Below are 15,256 nucleotides of genomic sequence, written 5' to 3'. Positions count from 1 at the left end.
TTGCGAGCCTCAGCGAAGCGATATTTTTTAACAAATAAATAAAAAAGGAGTTTTAAATATGTTTAAAGGAGTTTTCACGGCAATAGTAACGCCTTTTAAAGGCGGCAAAATAGACGAAAAAGCGCTTAGAAAACTGATAGAATTTCAGATAGAAAACGGAGCGGCGGGAATTGTTGCGTGCGGAAGCACCGGCGAATCGGCTACGCTTTCGTTTGAAGAGCATATAGACGTTATTAGGATTGCTGCCGAAGCGGCTGAAGGCAAAATTAAAGTTATAGCCGGAACCGGTTCTAATAATACGGTAGAAGCCGTTCATCTTGCAAAAGCTGCAGAAAAGTTTAAAATAGACGGACATTTGCAAATTACTCCTTATTATAATAAACCTACGCAGGAGGGGCTTTTCCTTCACTTTAAAACGATAGCCGCAAATTGTTCCAAGCCCGTAATTCTTTATAACGTTCCTACCAGGACTGCGGTCAATATTCTTCCCGAAACGGTATTGAGGCTTGCAGAAATTGACAATATAACAGGAATTAAAGAAGCAAGCGGTTCTTTGGAGCAGGCAACGGCTATTTTGAGAAAAGCGCCTGAGAAATTTTGCGTTTTATCCGGCGATGATGCGCTTACCCTTCCGATAATTGCCGTAGGCGGCGGCGGCGTTATCTCGACGGTTTCAAACATTGTGCCTAAAGATATGTCTCTTATGACGGATTATGCGTTAAAAGGAGACCTTAAGTCTGCAAGGAGGCTTAATTTTAAACTACTTCCGCTTATTCATGCAATGTTTATAGAAACTAATCCTATACCGGTAAAAAAAGCTTTAAACATAATGGGATTTATTGAAAATGAAATAAGGCTGCCTTTATCGGAAGCATCCGGCGGCAGTATAGATAAAATAAAAACAGCCTTAAAAGAATACGGGATACTGCAATAATGGAAAAAAAGGGTATATTAGTTTGCGGGAGCAAAGGGAGAATGGGGAATGCTATAACCTCCGTTCTTTCCGATTATCCGGATTTATTATTTATAGGCGGCATAGATTCAAATTATGCCGAAGATGAAACAACAGTTTCGCCTCTTAAAGATTTAACCGAATTAGAAATCAATAAAGTTTCGGCAGGAAAATTTTTAACTTTAAAAGAAGCTCTTCATTTAACCGCCGCAATTAAGAAAAAAGTCGTTATAGATTTCACGTCTAAAAGCGCATCATTGATACATGCGGAAGAGGCGGCGCTTTATAATGTTCCTATCGTTATCGGTTCTACCGGATTTTCGGAAAACGATTTAAAAACGGTAGAAGATTACGGAAAACGTATTCCTATTGTTTTGTCCGGCAATATGAGCTTAGGAATTAACATTTTAATGAATATCGTTTATGATGCGTCAAAATATCTTGGAATAAATTACGATTGTGAAATAATAGAAATGCACCATAAAAAGAAAAAAGACGCTCCAAGCGGAACTGCTAAAATGCTTGCGGAATCGATAGCTAAACAGAGGCATATTGATCTTGCGGAAAAAGCAGTTTACGGCAGGTGTGGAGACGTAGGAGAAAGAAAAAAAGACGAAATAGGCATATTTTCGGTAAGAGCCGGAGATATAATAGGAGAACACAAGGTAATATTTGCCGGAAACGAAGAAATAATAGAAATTACGCATAAGGCAGTATCCAGAAATAATTTTGCGCGCGGCGCAATTAAAGCGGCTGTATGGCTTAGCGATAAAAACAAAGGATTTTACGATATGAGAGACGTTTTGGGGTTGAACAAATATGAATAAGACAAAGTATATATTTATAACGGGCGGCGTCGTTTCAAGTCTTGGGAAAGGCATTGCGGCTTCATCCATAGGAGCTCTTCTTGAAGCAAGGGGGCTTAATATAACAATGCAGAAGCTTGACCCATATATAAACGTAGATCCGGGAACTATGAATCCTTTTCAGCACGGAGAGGTTTTTGTTACCGACGACGGAGCCGAAACCGACCTTGATCTCGGCCATTACGAAAGATTTACGTCGCTTTCTCTTACAAAAAAGAACAACTTAACAAGCGGACAGGTTTACGATGCCGTTATCAGCAACGAAAGAAAAGGAGCTTATCTCGGCAAAACCGTTCAAGTAATTCCGCATATAACAGACGAAATAAAAAAAAGAATAATCGAAGCTTCCGAAGGCAAAGACGTTGCGATTATAGAAATAGGCGGAACGGTAGGCGACATAGAAAGCCTTCCTTTTCTTGAGGCTATAAGACAGTTTAAATTAGACAAAGGCAAAGACGACGTTCTTTATATTCATCTAACGCTAGTTCCGTTTATAAAAACGGCAGACGAGCTTAAAACAAAGCCGACCCAGCATTCCGTTAAAGAATTGAGGGCTATAGGCATAGAACCTTCGATTATAATATGCAGGGCGGACAGAGTTTTGCCGCAGGATATAAGGGAAAAAATAGCTCTTTTCTGCAACGTCGAAGCAGATGCGGTTATTACCGCTAAAGACGAAGAGAGCATTTACGACGTTCCGCTTTCCCTTCACGAAGAAAAACTCGATTCAAAAATAATAGAATACTTGAATATATGGGCTAAATCTCCGGATTTAAACGCATGGACTAATATATCCAATACTTTAAAAACGCTTAAAAATTTAGTTACTATAGCCGTAGTAGGGAAATACGTAAATCTTAAAGAATCTTATAAAAGCTTAAACGAAAGTCTTATTCACGGCGGTCTTGCCAATAACGTTAGCGTAAATATAAAATATATCAATTCCGAAGATTTAGAAGGAGACGACTGGAAGGATAACCTTAAAGAATTAGAAGGATGTTCGGGCATACTGGTTCCGGGCGGTTTTGGTTCCCGCGGCATTAGCGGAATGTTGAGGGCAATTAATTATGCAAGAACCAACAATATTCCTTATTTCGGAATATGCCTCGGAATGCAGCTTATGACGGTAGAATATGCAAAAAACGTGTTGGGTTTGAAAGACGCAAATTCCTACGAGTTCGACGAAATTACGCCGGATCCGGTAATCAGCATAATGGACGACCAGAAGGATATCGGCAATATGGGCGGAACTATGAGATTAGGCGCATATCCATGCGTAATATCTAAAAATACGCTTGCCTATCAAATTTATTATAAAAACAATAAAAAATATCCGGCTAACAATAAAAACTGCGTAAAGTTGAATCATGACGGAAACATTATTATAAGCGAAAGACACAGGCACAGGTTTGAATTTAACAATAAATACAGAGAAAAATTTAAAACTTCCGGTTTTGTTTTTTCAGGGACGTCGCCGGATGATAAACTTATAGAAATTTGCGAGATTAAAGACCATCCGTGGTATATAGGGTGCCAGTTTCATCCGGAATTCAAATCTTCGCCGCTGTATCCCCATCCGCTGTTCAGGGAATTTATTGCGGCAGCGGTTAAATATTCGAATAATTTATTATCGATTCAGCCTAAGGTTAAAGTTGAGATTAAAGCTAAACATAATATGACGAAAGCAGTCGATAAATTAAATAAAAATAAAAGGAAAAGCAAAAACACGCCTGTTTAAAATATTATTTAAATTTTTCCAGCATTTTCGCATAAATTAAAATTAAACGATATGAAAAAAATAAATGTTTTTACAAAAGAAGATTTAACATCGGAATTAAAATTTAAATTTAATAACGACTATCCTTTTGTAATTGCCGGCCCCTGCGTAATAGAGGATGCCGCCGCCATGGACGATATAGTTTCGACGTTGAAGGAATATTCCAGAGAACTAAATTTTAATCTTATTTTTAAGGCTTCTTACGATAAAGCAAACAGAACGTCGGTTAATTCTTTCAGGGGTCCCGGCATAGATAAAGGTTTAAAAATATTAAGCGATATTAAAGCGAAATATGACGTTCCTATATTAAGCGACGTTCATAGCGCAAAAGAGGCCGAAATTGCGGGCGGCGTTCTCGACGTTATACAGATACCTGCTTTTTTGTGCCGTCAAACCGATATTATTTTAGAAGCGGCAAAAACAGGAAAAGTAATTAACGTTAAGAAAGGTCAGTTTATGGCGCCATGGGATACGAAATTTATAGTAGAAAAAATTGCGTCGGTAGAAAATTATAAGGTGATTTTGACCGAAAGAGGGGTAAGTTTCGGCTATAATAATCTTGTCGTAGATTTCAGGTCTATTCCCGTAATGAAAGAAACCGGAGCACTCGTAGTTTTCGATGCTACGCACAGCGTCCAACTGCCTGGGGGAGGGGGCTCAGTTTCTTCTGGAAACAGGGAATACGTTATGCCGCTTGCAAGGGCGGCAGCAGCGGCAGGAGTCGACGGTTTGTTTTTTGAAGTCCACACCGATCCGCCGAGAGCTTTAAGCGATTCCGCAAATTCCGTTTATTTGAGCTCATTTAAGGATAATTTAAAAAATATTCTGGAAATATCTAAATATAGTAAAATATAAAAAAATGACGCAGCATAATATATTAAAAACGGCAGAAAATGTGTTAAGAATAGAAGCCGATTCGGTGTCTGCCCTTATAAACAGGCTTGACGATAATTTTGAAAAAATGGTGCATTGCCTTATAGGGATTAAAGGCAAAGTTATTTTAACCGGAATGGGGAAATCGGGTATTATAGCCAGAAAAATATCTTCTACCCTTGCAAGTACCGGTACTCCATCTTTTTTTATGCATCCGGCGGAAGCTTCACATGGAGATCTCGGAGTTATTTCTAAAAACGATGCGGTAATAGTTCTGTCTAACAGCGGAAATACCAAAGAAATAGCTTCGATACTGCCGGCAATAAAGCTTATAGGCGCTAAAATTATTGGATTTTCAGGCAATAAACATTCGCGTTTATTTGAATTATCGGATTATTTTTTCGACGTATCCGTAGCCCAAGAAGCGTGTCCTTATAATATAGCTCCTACCGCGAGCACGACGGCTCAGCTTGCAATCGGCGACGCTCTTGCGGTTGCGCTTTTAAAGGAGCGGAATTTTTTAGAAGAAGATTTTGCAAAACTTCATCCGGGAGGTTCTATAGGCAAAAAATTTATAAAAGTGGCCGAGTTAATGCATAATGGCGAAGAAATACCTTTGGTCCGGGATACGGTTTTATTAAAGGACGCTATTTTAGAAATGAATTCTAAAAGATTAGGGCTTACCGGAGTTATAGACGAGAATAATATTCTATGCGGCATAATAGTCGACGGAGATTTGAGGAGGGCAATGCTTTCTCCGATTGATATAATAAACGAACCGGTAAAAAACATAATGACTAAAAATCCTAAAACTATACTGAAGAATGCTCTTGCCGTTAACGCTCTGCAAAAAATGGAGGAATCGAAAATTACTTCGCTTTTCGTGGTAGAATCGGAAGGCTATAAAAATCCTATCGGAGTTATTCATATTCACGATATAATAAAAGCAGGAATAATATGACTAAAAAATTAAATTTTTCCGATATAGAAATTTTAGTTTTCGACGTTGACGGAGTTTTGACGGACGGAAAAATATATTTATCCGAAAACGGGGTTGAAACAAAAACTTTTTTTGCCCATGACGGGGCAGGCATGAAATTAGCCAAAAAATCCGGATTAAAAGTCGGTATGATTTCCGCAAGAACAAGTCATGCAGCTTCTTTAAGAGCCAAGGAACTCGGAGTAGATTTTTATATAGAGGGATGCAAGGATAAATATAAAGCGCTGAAACCGTTATTAGAAGAGTTTAAAATAGACGTTAAAAATTTATTCTACATGGGGGACGATATTGTCGATATAGAACTTTTAAAATTAGCCGCAATTTCTGCCACGGTTCCTAATGCGCCGGAATACATAAAGGATTGCGCCGACTTTGTAACCTCTAAAAACGGCGGGTGCGGTGCGGTGCGGGAGGTTTGCGATATAATTTTAAAAGAGAAAGGATTGCTTTTAAAATTTTTGAATTCGTTGTAATTAAATTATATGTCCTTAGACCGGAAAACTATAAGAATAATTGCGCTTATACTGTCTTTATGCTTTATAGCTATTCTGGCAGTTTTTCTTATACTGCATTATCTTCGCGGCAATACGGGACTTTTCAATTTCAAGATATCAAAAGGTTACATAAGCCTTAAAAAAATAGATTATAAATTTTATAAAAAAGGAATTCTTGCTTATGAAATTTTCGCTAAAAGTTTAAACTATAAGTCTAAAAAGAAAAATATAATAAAATTAAACGCCGTAAAGATTTATATTTACGGCAAAAATAGAAAACCGGCTTATATAATAATAGGGAAAACCGGAAAACTTAATACCGTTTCTAAAAACGTAATAATTTCAGGCGGCGTTTCGATAAATGGTTCAAACGGCATGCTGATTAAAACTGATATAATAGATTATTTTGCTAAAAAAGACGAAATAGCGGCTCCGGGCGGCATGAAAATTAAAAGCAAGAATTATTTTATTTCAGGAGAAGGATTTATCTATTACGTAAAAAAGAAATTATTTGTTTTACGGAAAGACGTTCATTTTTTATCTAATAACGCTAATATGAGAAGGTCGTCTAAATGAAAATCAAATTTTATTTTTTTATCGTTTTTATTTTTTTGCCGATATTTTTACTGTTTCAAAATAATTTATCGCTCGGCGCTTCAACTCGCAATAATTTAAACAATGCGAATAAAACGCATAATAAAACCGATATAAAGTCCGATTCTTTAACGGTAAACAATAAAACGCATATTGCAGTATTTAAGGGGCACGTGGTGGCTCTTAAGGGCAAACTGAAGATACTGTCGTCTGTACTTAAAATTATATATACTAAAAAAAATAAAATTAAAATACTTATCGCTACGGGAAACGTGCATATTATAAAAGGCAAAGACAATATTACCGGAGGGAGGGCAGTTTATTACGATAAAAGGAAAATTGCGGTAATAACGGAAAATCCAGTGGCATACGAGGCGAAAAACAGAATAGCCGGAAAGAAAATAATAATTAATTTTAAAACAGGTATTTCTACCGTTATCGGCGGACCAAAACGCGTTAATGCCGTAGTTTATTCAAAAAAGTCAATCAGCGTAAAAAAAAATAACGTAAAAACAAAGAAACAAAGATGATAAAAGCCGTAAATTTAATTAAAAAATTTAAAAAAAGGACGGTAGTAAATGAAGTTTGTCTTGAAATTAGGCCTGGAGAGATAACCGGTCTTTTAGGCCCCAACGGAGCCGGTAAGACGACTACTTTTAATATGATATCAGGCATGCTTAGGCCGGACGGCGGTTCCATATTTTTGGACGACGTCGACATTACTAAACTGCCTATGTATAAACGCGCAAGATTAGGCATAGGTTATTTGCCTCAAGAGACTTCGGTATTCAGGAAACTTACGGCGGAACAGAATCTTACGGCTATTTTTGAACTTTTAAAAATATCCGAAAAAGAAAAAAATCAGAGGCTTAACGAATTGATAGAAAAATTCGGACTCGAGAAAGTAAGAAAATCTTTTGTAATGAGCTTATCCGGAGGAGAAAGAAGAAGGGTAGAAGTAGCCAGATCGCTTATACTTTCTCCAAAGTTTATACTTTTAGACGAACCTTTTTCAGGCATAGATCCTATCGCCGTAGAGGATATGCAGGATATTCTTATCGGTTTAAAGAAAGATTCAATAGGTATTTTAATAACCGACCATAACGTAAGGGAAGCTTTAAGGATATGCAACAGCGCATATATAATAAATGACGGAAAAATAATAGAAAAAGGTTCCCCTTCCCACATTATTTCCAGCTCGATTGTTAAAAGATTTTTCCTTGGAGAAAAGTTTAATCTGGGTATTTAGATTTAAATGTTATATAATTAATATATAATCCTTAAATCACTATTAGAGACTATAAAATTGTCTATAACGGTGATTTAAGGAACTATATAACTTAATTGAAATATATAGTTCTGCATCGATTTAACGGCGATTATTAATTTGTTTTTTCAGGAGTTTTTTTATGAGCGGTATGGAACTGAGGCAAAATCTTAAACTGTCCCAACAGTTGGTGATGACCCCGCAGCTGCAGCTTGCGATCAAGATGCTTGCTCTTAACAATATCGAACTTTCAGATATGGTTAAACAAGAAATATTGGAAAACCCTATTCTTGATGCCGAATCTGCCGGCGTGAAAAGTGAAGACGAAGCCGAAAATTATAAACCTGAAGATGCGCTTCTGTCTAATATTCCGGTTGAAGCCGATTCCGAATCGGAACAAGGTTTTAATGAAATTGCTCAGTACTTGGTGAACTATAACGAACAGCTTGTAGATTTATCTAAAAACGACGGTATTTTAGGCGCAGGAGACAATAATTATTTAGAATATAAATTAGAGAGCAGTTTTTATAGAGGTGAAACGCTTTACGAACATGTAATGGAGCAAGTCAGAACCGGTAATTTTTCGGACGATGAAATTATGCTTGCCGAATACATTGCCGGCAATTTAGACTCTAAAGGATTTCTTGCGGTTTCAATAAAAGACCTTGAATATTTTGTAAAAAAAAATATTTCACACGATATAAACGCTACTTTTGTACCGAATACGCTTTATAAAATTAATATATTAGAACCTGTAGGATTAGCCGCCGATAACGTAATATCAAGTCTGGCTATTCAAGCGGATTTTTATTTCAAGGGCGATGCTCTGCTAAAAGAATTAATAAATAAGTACTTAAAAGAAGTAGCCGCTAAAAATTATCAAAAAATATGCAAAGAAACAAAAACAAGTTTAGAAAAAGTTTTGCTTTCTATAGAAAATTTAAAAAAATTAAATCCGAACCCGGCGGCTAATTTCAGCAAAGAAGCACCTCGTTACATTGTTCCGGATCTTTTCCTAAAAAAAGAGAATGATCGTTACGTGGTATATATGCAGGACGATTCTATTCCGGAGATAAAAATCAATTCTTATTATAAAAAGGTTATCAGCGGTGAAATAGCGGTATCGCCCGATATTAAAAATTATGCCGAAGAAAGATTTAAATCGGCTATGTGGTTAATGAAAAGCATTAATACGAGAAAAGAAACTATTTTAAATATTGCACAGAAAATAGTCGATAAACAGTACGATTATTTCGATAAATGCGGCGGCAACCTGAAACCTTTGATTCTAAAAGATATATCCGAAGAGCTTAATATTCATGAATCTACCGTTTCCAGAGCTACCGCGAATAAATATTTAAGCACCCACATGGGAGTATTCGAGCTTAAAAATTTTTTTACCGGAGCTTCATACGGCGAATCTTCATCCGGTAACGTTATGGCGAGAATCAAATCTATTATAGATTCAGAACATTTTATCGGCAAAGTTTATAAAGATGCGGAAATCGTTGATATTTTAAAGAAACAGGGTATTAATATAGCAAGAAGGACGATTGCAAAATATAGGGATATTATGAATATACCGCCTTCAAGTATAAGGCATAAAAATATTTTATTATAAACAATACACATTAACAAAAAGGAGACCAAAAAGATGAACATTGCAGTTACGTTTAAGCATATCGATTCCAGCGATGCTATAAGGCAGTATGCCGAATCAAAATTCCCAAAATTAGAAAAGTATTTAAACAATATTATGGATGTGCATATTACTCTTAGTATCGAACGTGTCGACCATAAAGAATCCGGCGTTGCGCAGATTAAATTAACGGCAAAAAACCTTACCGTAAATGCGGAAGAAAAATCGGCAGACATATACAGCGCCATAGACCTTTTGCTGGAAAAAGTCGAGTCGCAGATTAAAAAGCATAAGGAGAAGATGAGAAGAAAAGAGCACGTAGAAGAAGGAGCGGACTTATTTTCCGAAACAGACGACGATTCGTCTTTAGATATTGCAATAAAAGACGATTATGAAAGACAGCCGTTAAGCGTTAAAGAAGCCTTGCATAAATTAGAAAAAAGAAACAAAGATTTTATAATTTTCAAAGATAAAGAATCATCCAAAGTATCTTTCATTTATCGCGGCGATGACGGCGAAATTTCTATGATAACCCCTGAATTTTAATCAATAAAGCGATTTACATATGCAACGGTAACGGAAATTAAATTTAAACGTATAAATTAAATATAATTGACGTGTCTATTTATCAATCAAAATCCGAAAATACCGAAAAACCAAATATACTGATAATAAGCGGTATTTCCGGTTCGGGAAAGTCTTCGGCGTTAAAAATTCTTGAAGATAGAGGTTTTTTTTGCGTAGATAATATGCCGATGATTTTGCTGCCGAAATTTTTTGAATTAGGGTTGGCCGCCCGCCTTAAAAACATACTTTTTGTTATAGATATCAGGGAAAAAAGTTTTTTAAAAGAGTTTGAAGACTATATCAAATTTTTAAAAAAGCGGGCATGTTTTTTTAAATTTATTTTTTTAGACGCAAGAGACGACGTAGTAATAAGGAGATATTCCGAAACAAGAAGAAAACATCCTCTCTCGGAAGGCGATATAACTACGGCGGTCAAAAAAGAACGCAAACTTCTTAATAATGCAAAGGGCAATGCAGATGCGGTAATAGACACATCCGATATTAAAATACACGATTTAGAGGGCATCTTATCTGCCCATCTGGACGGTCTTTTATCTTCAGCTCAATTTTCGGTTAAAATAATCTCCTTCGGTTTTAAATACGGCATTCCGCTTTCCGCCGATACGCTTTTTGACGCGCGGTTTCTTCCTAACCCTTATTTTATGCCGCAACTTAAAAATCTTACCGGTTTCGATTCGGAAATAGCCGAATATATGCTGTCGTTTAAAGAGAGCGATGAATTTATAACCCGCATATCGGATTTTTTAACTTTTACGCTTCCTCTTTATAAAAAAGAAAATAAATCTTATTTTACCGCAGCTATTGGATGTACCGGCGGCGTTCACAGGTCGGTGTTTATAGTCGAAGAATTAAAAAAAAGGCTTGCAGGCATTAATGAAGATTACGGAATTACTTTTTATCATAGAGACGTTCAAAGGAAATAAATCGAAAAAAAACCGCAAAATTTATTGATTTTATGATATATTTATTATATGATATTATCATATAGTTATATAATATATAGGTGAATTTTTTTAGTATATTTTTTAAACATTAAATTAAAGGTGGTTTATTATGAAAAATAAAAAATCAAGTTTTATTTTTACTTCGGAATCCGTAACGGAAGGTCATCCCGATAAAATTTGCGATAAAATATCAGACTCTATTTTAGATGCCTTTATAGGGCAGGACAAACATTCTAAAGTTGCTTTAGAAACAATGGTAACCACCGGTCTTGTGGCTATTGCCGGCGAAGTTACGTCAAACGGAACGGTAAATTATCAGGATATAATAAGAAAAGTTATAAAAGAAATAGGGTACGACGATTCATCCATAGGTTTCGATTATAAAAGCTGTGGAATAATAGCCGCAGTAGGAAAGCAGTCTTCGGACATCAGAATGGGCGTGGTGCGTGAAAAAGACGAAGATCAGGGTGCCGGCGATCAGGGTTTGATGTTCGGATACGCAACTTCCGAGACGGAAGATTTTATGCCTGCGCCTATTTATTATGCACATAAATTAACCAAAAGACTTGCCGAAGTTAGAAAATCCGGAGTTCTCGATTTCATAAGGCCGGACGGCAAATCGCAGGTTTCCGTCAGATACGTTAACGGAGAGCCTGAAAAAATCACCTCGATAGTTCTTTCTACTCAGCATACAGAATCCGTATCTCAAGAAAAACTTAAAGATGCCGTTATCGCAGAGGTTATAGATAAAACGATACCTGCCGACCTTATGGATAAAGATACGAAGTTTTTTATTAATCCTACAGGTCGTTTCGTAATAGGCGGGCCAAACGGAGATACAGGTTTAACCGGAAGAAAGATAATAGTCGATACGTACGGAGGGATGGGTAGACACGGCGGAGGTGCTTTTTCAGGAAAAGACCCTTCTAAAGTCGACAGAAGCGGTTCGTACATGGCAAGATATATAGCCAAAAATATAGTCGGAAGCGGTATAGCAAAAAAATGCGAAGTTCAAATAGCTTATGCTATAGGAATCGCCGAGCCGGTTTCGGTTATGGCAAATACTTTCGGAACGGGGATCTATCCCGATGAAGCGATTTCCGATGCCGTATTGGAAGTTTTCAGCTTAAAACCATATAATATAGTTAAAACATTAGATCTTTTAAGGCCTATTTACTCTAAAACATCTAATTATGGTCATTTTGGCAGATTCGACGAAGATTTCGTCTGGGAAAAACTTCTTAAAATTGAGGAAATCAAAGAAGTATCGGCTAATTTAAGCAAAGTCAAAGAACATGTATAAAATTTAATATAATAATGGAGGCTGGATGTCGGATATAAAAGATATTAAACTTGCAAAAGAAGGTAAAGAGAGAATTTTATGGGCAGAACAGGATATGCCCGTTCTAGGTTTAATAAAAGAACAGTTTGTTGACAATAAACCTTTTAAGGGTTTAAAAATGGGGCTCTGTCTGCATGTAACGGCGGAAACCGCAAATCTTGCCAGAACTTTGAAAGAAGGCGGCGCCGAAATATATCTTTGCGCATCAAACCCTCTTTCGACGCAGGACGATGTAGCCGCTTCTCTTACAAAAGATTTCGGAATAGACGTTTATGCTATAAAAGGGGAAGATTCCGACACTTATTACAGTCATATAGAAAGCGTTCTTAGCAAAGAACCTAACGTAACGTTAGACGACGGAGCAGACTTAATATCTGTAATACATAAAAAGCATAAAAAACTGATAAAAAACATAAAAGCCTCTATGGAAGAAACTACTACAGGCGTAATCAGACTGCGTTCTATGCAGGAAGCAGGAGAGCTTAAAATACCGGTTATTGCCGTAAACGATGCGGATGCAAAACATCTTTTCGACAACAGATACGGCACCGGACAGTCGACCATAGACGGAATAATCAGGGCGACGGATAAACTGCTTGCGGGTAAAAACTTTGTAGTTTTGGGTTATGGCTGGTGCGGCAAGGGGCTTGCGCTTAGAGCCAGAGGAATAGGTTCTAACGTAATAGTAACGGAAGTAGATCCGGTTAAAGCGCTTGAAGCCGTAATGGACGGTTTTAGAGTAATGAAAGGAACCGAAGCGGCAAAAGTGGGCGATATATTTTGCACCGTTACCGGCGATATAAACGTTATAGACGTCGAGCATTTTCAAAACATGAAAGACGGCGCTATAGTATGCAACTCAGGTCATTTCGACGTAGAAATAAATATTAAGGGATTAAAGAAAATAGCCAAATCGGTAAAAACGGCAAAAGATTTTGTCGAAGAATATACGCTGAAAAACGGCAAAAGAATATATTTACTTGCTGAAGGAAGGCTCATTAATCTTGCAAGCGCACATGGACATCCGGCAAGCGTTATGGATATGAGTTTTTCAGTGCAGGCTCTCTCCGCGGAATTTGCGGTTCTTGGAAAAACAATGCTTCCTGGCGTTTACGATGTTCCTAAGGAAATCGACGAAAGAATAGCCTCTTTAAAACTTAAGTCTATGGATATAGAGATTGATAAACTGACGAAAGAGCAGATAAAATATCTTAAATCATGGCAGGAAGGAACATAAGTTATTTATTTATATCGTATAGATATTTTATTCCTTTAAGCGTACAAAATTCATCGATTATATTTTCGGCATCGATATTTAAGTCGTTAAAAATCAACGAAGATTGTCCGCCGGTAAAGATAAGCCGGATATTTTTATTGCCGCAAACGCCGTAAAAATCACATATATCGCTTACGAACCCTTTTATTAAATATAAGATTCCGTTATAAATACCGGATTGGATTGCAGATTCGGTATTTGTGCCGATTAAATTTTTAGGTTTATTTATTTTAATTAAGGGCAGTTTTTCCGTAGATTCATATAGGCAATTTGCAAGAGAATTTATGCCTGGATATATGATGCCGCCTAAGAAATCCCCGCTTTTATTTAACGAATCTATGGTTACGGCAGTCCCGATATCTATTATTATCTGGAATTTTTTCTCCGGTGAATTTTGATTATAAAAATGAGACCAGCAAGAGTTTGCTATCCTGTCCGAACCCAGTTTAGCAAAGTTTTCAATGCAAAGAGTTATATTTAACTTTATTTCGGGCAAGATAAAAAAAGGCTTTAACTTTATTTTGTTAAAAAAATTCTCGTAAATAGGGTTTGCAGAAGGCACTACCGATGAAATGCATATTCCAGACAAATTTTTTACGGAGGTATTTTTCGACAAAAACTTTTTTAAATCCTGCTCCGTAGAAATTTTTTTCGTGTCTATTCTGAAGGTTTCTGTAGGATTATATTTCGCATCTTCAAATATGCCGAATGATGACGATGAGTTGCCTATATCGCAAGATAATATCATAAAATAAAAATTATATATATATTTCGCCCGATACTACTTTTTCTAATTCGTTTTCTCCGGTTTTTAGCAGAAGAGCTCCCTTAGAATCAATTCCAACGACCTGTCCGGATATTTTTTTATCTTTAACGTTTATTTCTACCGTTTTCCCCATCATGCCGAAATATTTTTGATAGCTTGTTAAAATAGAAGAGAGTCCGGTCGATAAAAACATTTCATAATATTTATCGAACTTGTTAAGTATAGAAGCTATAAGAGTATTTCTATCGATGAGGACGTTTGTTCCGTTAATTTTTTTTGATTCTATCAAAAGAGATGTAGCGATATCTTTAATATTGTCGTCGATATCGTTTTCCGCAATATTAACGTTCATTCCAATTCCTACTATTATATATTCTATAGTCATATTTTGAGTAGCCATTTCTGTTAAAATACCGCATACTTTTTTTGAATTTATAAGTAAATCATTAGGCCATTTAATCTGAGGGTTTAAAGAAGCGGTTTCAGTAATCGCGTCGGCGGCCGATACCGCTGCCAATATCGTCATGCCCTGGGCATTTTCCGGAGTTATCTTAGGTTTTAATATTATAGACATGTATATATTACAGGCACAGGGAGACGTCCAAAATTTTCCGTTTCTGCCTCTGCCTTTTTCTTGATAATCCGCTATTACCACGCTTCCGTTTTTTACGCCTTTAGAAGCAAGATCTCTTGCTAAAGTATTAGTAGAATCAACCTTTTGTTCATAATATAAATTTTTGCCTATAAAAGAACTTTTTAATTTTTTTTTGATTTCAAAAATATCGATATAATTTATTTCTTCCATTAAAAACCCCTTGTTTAAAATAAAATTTCTATTTTATGCAAATTTGTTATAGGGACAGAATTGAATTCTGTCC

Annotated in this window: 16 protein-coding genes; 14 read left to right on the top strand and 2 right to left on the bottom strand. The window is 36.4% G+C overall.

What is annotated here, in order from left to right; all coding sequences use genetic code 11:
* The first annotated feature begins 58 nt into the window (after positions 1-58).
* The 14 genes from EVJ48_08545 (at position 59) to EVJ48_08480 (ending at position 13,573) form a co-directional block, all read left to right on the top strand.
* On the top strand, positions 59-934 hold the full coding sequence (locus EVJ48_08545; protein ID RZV37630.1) for a 4-hydroxy-tetrahydrodipicolinate synthase: 876 nt from the start codon (positions 59-61) through the stop codon (positions 932-934).
* Positions 934-1,779, top strand: a complete 846-nt coding sequence (locus EVJ48_08540; GenBank protein RZV37629.1) for a 4-hydroxy-tetrahydrodipicolinate reductase — start codon at positions 934-936, stop codon at positions 1,777-1,779. The genes EVJ48_08545 and EVJ48_08540 overlap by 1 nt, the downstream gene beginning before the upstream one ends.
* Positions 1,772-3,556 (top strand): CTP synthase, encoded by a 1,785-nt coding sequence (locus EVJ48_08535; GenBank protein ID RZV37628.1) that lies wholly within the window; start codon positions 1,772-1,774, stop codon positions 3,554-3,556. Before EVJ48_08540 ends, EVJ48_08535 begins: the two co-directional genes overlap by 8 nt.
* A gap of 51 nt (positions 3,557-3,607) precedes the next feature.
* Entirely contained in the window at positions 3,608-4,450 is an 843-nt protein-coding gene (locus EVJ48_08530) for a 3-deoxy-8-phosphooctulonate synthase (GenBank protein RZV37627.1), read from the top strand.
* A 4-nt stretch (positions 4,451-4,454) separates the two neighbouring features.
* The gene (locus EVJ48_08525; GenBank protein ID RZV37626.1) at positions 4,455-5,429 is read left to right on the top strand and encodes a KpsF/GutQ family sugar-phosphate isomerase; all 975 of its coding nucleotides are present in this window, start codon (positions 4,455-4,457) and stop codon (positions 5,427-5,429) included.
* A complete protein-coding gene (locus EVJ48_08520) occupies positions 5,426-5,941 on the top strand; it encodes an HAD-IIIA family hydrolase (protein RZV37625.1) in 516 nt (171 codons plus the stop codon). The genes EVJ48_08525 and EVJ48_08520 overlap by 4 nt, the downstream gene beginning before the upstream one ends.
* A gap of 9 nt (positions 5,942-5,950) precedes the next feature.
* A complete protein-coding gene (lptC, locus tag EVJ48_08515) occupies positions 5,951-6,538 on the top strand; it encodes an LPS export ABC transporter periplasmic protein LptC (protein ID RZV37624.1) in 588 nt (195 codons plus the stop codon).
* A complete protein-coding gene (locus EVJ48_08510; GenBank protein RZV37623.1) occupies positions 6,535-7,086 on the top strand; it encodes a hypothetical protein in 552 nt (183 codons plus the stop codon). Before lptC ends, EVJ48_08510 begins: the two co-directional genes overlap by 4 nt.
* On the top strand, positions 7,083-7,805 hold the full coding sequence (gene lptB / locus EVJ48_08505) for an LPS export ABC transporter ATP-binding protein (protein ID RZV37622.1): 723 nt from the start codon (positions 7,083-7,085) through the stop codon (positions 7,803-7,805). Before EVJ48_08510 ends, lptB begins: the two co-directional genes overlap by 4 nt.
* 160 nt (positions 7,806-7,965) lie before the next feature.
* Positions 7,966-9,444 carry an RNA polymerase sigma-54 factor gene (gene rpoN / locus EVJ48_08500; protein RZV37621.1) on the top strand — a complete coding sequence of 493 codons (1,479 nt, stop codon included), beginning with the start codon at positions 7,966-7,968 and terminating at the stop codon, positions 9,442-9,444.
* Between the two features lie 33 nt (positions 9,445-9,477).
* Complete coding sequence (gene raiA / locus EVJ48_08495) at positions 9,478-10,008, top strand: ribosome-associated translation inhibitor RaiA (protein RZV37620.1); 531 nt, start codon at positions 9,478-9,480, stop codon at positions 10,006-10,008.
* Between the two features lie 62 nt (positions 10,009-10,070).
* Positions 10,071-10,973, top strand: coding sequence for an RNase adapter RapZ (gene rapZ / locus EVJ48_08490; protein ID RZV37619.1), 903 nt, complete (start codon positions 10,071-10,073; stop codon positions 10,971-10,973).
* 130 nt (positions 10,974-11,103) lie between these two features.
* Positions 11,104-12,297 carry a methionine adenosyltransferase gene (locus EVJ48_08485; GenBank protein RZV37618.1) on the top strand — a complete coding sequence of 398 codons (1,194 nt, stop codon included), beginning with the start codon at positions 11,104-11,106 and terminating at the stop codon, positions 12,295-12,297.
* A gap of 25 nt (positions 12,298-12,322) precedes the next feature.
* The gene (locus tag EVJ48_08480; protein ID RZV37617.1) at positions 12,323-13,573 is read left to right on the top strand and encodes an adenosylhomocysteinase; all 1,251 of its coding nucleotides are present in this window, start codon (positions 12,323-12,325) and stop codon (positions 13,571-13,573) included.
* A 1-nt stretch (position 13,574) separates the two neighbouring features.
* On the opposite strand, the gene EVJ48_08475 is transcribed toward EVJ48_08480, so the two are convergent.
* Both EVJ48_08475 and EVJ48_08470 read right to left on the bottom strand, forming a co-directional pair.
* Positions 13,575-14,360, bottom strand: coding sequence for a type III pantothenate kinase (locus tag EVJ48_08475; protein ID RZV37616.1), 786 nt, complete (start codon positions 14,358-14,360; stop codon positions 13,575-13,577).
* A gap of 10 nt (positions 14,361-14,370) precedes the next feature.
* Positions 14,371-15,183 carry a biotin--[acetyl-CoA-carboxylase] ligase gene (locus EVJ48_08470; protein RZV37615.1) on the bottom strand — a complete coding sequence of 271 codons (813 nt, stop codon included), beginning with the start codon at positions 15,181-15,183 and terminating at the stop codon, positions 14,371-14,373.
* Between the last annotated feature and the right edge of the window lie 73 nt (positions 15,184-15,256).

Origin of the sequence: Candidatus Acidulodesulfobacterium acidiphilum, assembly GCA_008534395.1 — a bacterium.
GTDB lineage: Bacteria > SZUA-79 > SZUA-79 > Acidulodesulfobacterales > Acidulodesulfobacteraceae > Acidulodesulfobacterium_A > Acidulodesulfobacterium_A acidiphilum.
The sequence above is the reverse complement of the archived record's forward strand: the minus strand, read 5'-3'. Positions and strand labels throughout refer to the sequence as shown.

What these genes read in the sequence shown, in the direction of transcription:
- EVJ48_08545 (RZV37630.1), top strand. Translation starts at nt 59, where the DNA reads ATGTTTAAAGGAGTTTTCACGGCAATAGTAACGCCTTTTAAAGGCGGC.
- EVJ48_08540 (RZV37629.1), top strand. Translation starts at nt 934, where the DNA reads ATGGAAAAAAAGGGTATATTAGTTTGCGGGAGCAAAGGGAGAATGGGG.
- EVJ48_08535 (RZV37628.1), top strand. Translation starts at nt 1,772, where the DNA reads ATGAATAAGACAAAGTATATATTTATAACGGGCGGCGTCGTTTCAAGT.
- EVJ48_08530 (RZV37627.1), top strand. Translation starts at nt 3,608, where the DNA reads ATGAAAAAAATAAATGTTTTTACAAAAGAAGATTTAACATCGGAATTA.
- EVJ48_08525 (RZV37626.1), top strand. Translation starts at nt 4,455, where the DNA reads ATGACGCAGCATAATATATTAAAAACGGCAGAAAATGTGTTAAGAATA.
- EVJ48_08520 (RZV37625.1), top strand. Translation starts at nt 5,426, where the DNA reads ATGACTAAAAAATTAAATTTTTCCGATATAGAAATTTTAGTTTTCGAC.
- lptC (RZV37624.1), top strand. Translation starts at nt 5,951, where the DNA reads ATGTCCTTAGACCGGAAAACTATAAGAATAATTGCGCTTATACTGTCT.
- EVJ48_08510 (RZV37623.1), top strand. Translation starts at nt 6,535, where the DNA reads ATGAAAATCAAATTTTATTTTTTTATCGTTTTTATTTTTTTGCCGATA.
- lptB (RZV37622.1), top strand. Translation starts at nt 7,083, where the DNA reads ATGATAAAAGCCGTAAATTTAATTAAAAAATTTAAAAAAAGGACGGTA.
- rpoN (RZV37621.1), top strand. Translation starts at nt 7,966, where the DNA reads ATGAGCGGTATGGAACTGAGGCAAAATCTTAAACTGTCCCAACAGTTG.
- raiA (RZV37620.1), top strand. Translation starts at nt 9,478, where the DNA reads ATGAACATTGCAGTTACGTTTAAGCATATCGATTCCAGCGATGCTATA.
- EVJ48_08485 (RZV37618.1), top strand. Translation starts at nt 11,104, where the DNA reads ATGAAAAATAAAAAATCAAGTTTTATTTTTACTTCGGAATCCGTAACG.
- EVJ48_08480 (RZV37617.1), top strand. Translation starts at nt 12,323, where the DNA reads ATGTCGGATATAAAAGATATTAAACTTGCAAAAGAAGGTAAAGAGAGA.
- EVJ48_08475 (RZV37616.1), bottom strand. Translation starts at nt 14,360, where the DNA reads ATGATATTATCTTGCGATATAGGCAACTCATCGTCATCATTCGGCATA.
- EVJ48_08470 (RZV37615.1), bottom strand. Translation starts at nt 15,183, where the DNA reads ATGGAAGAAATAAATTATATCGATATTTTTGAAATCAAAAAAAAATTA.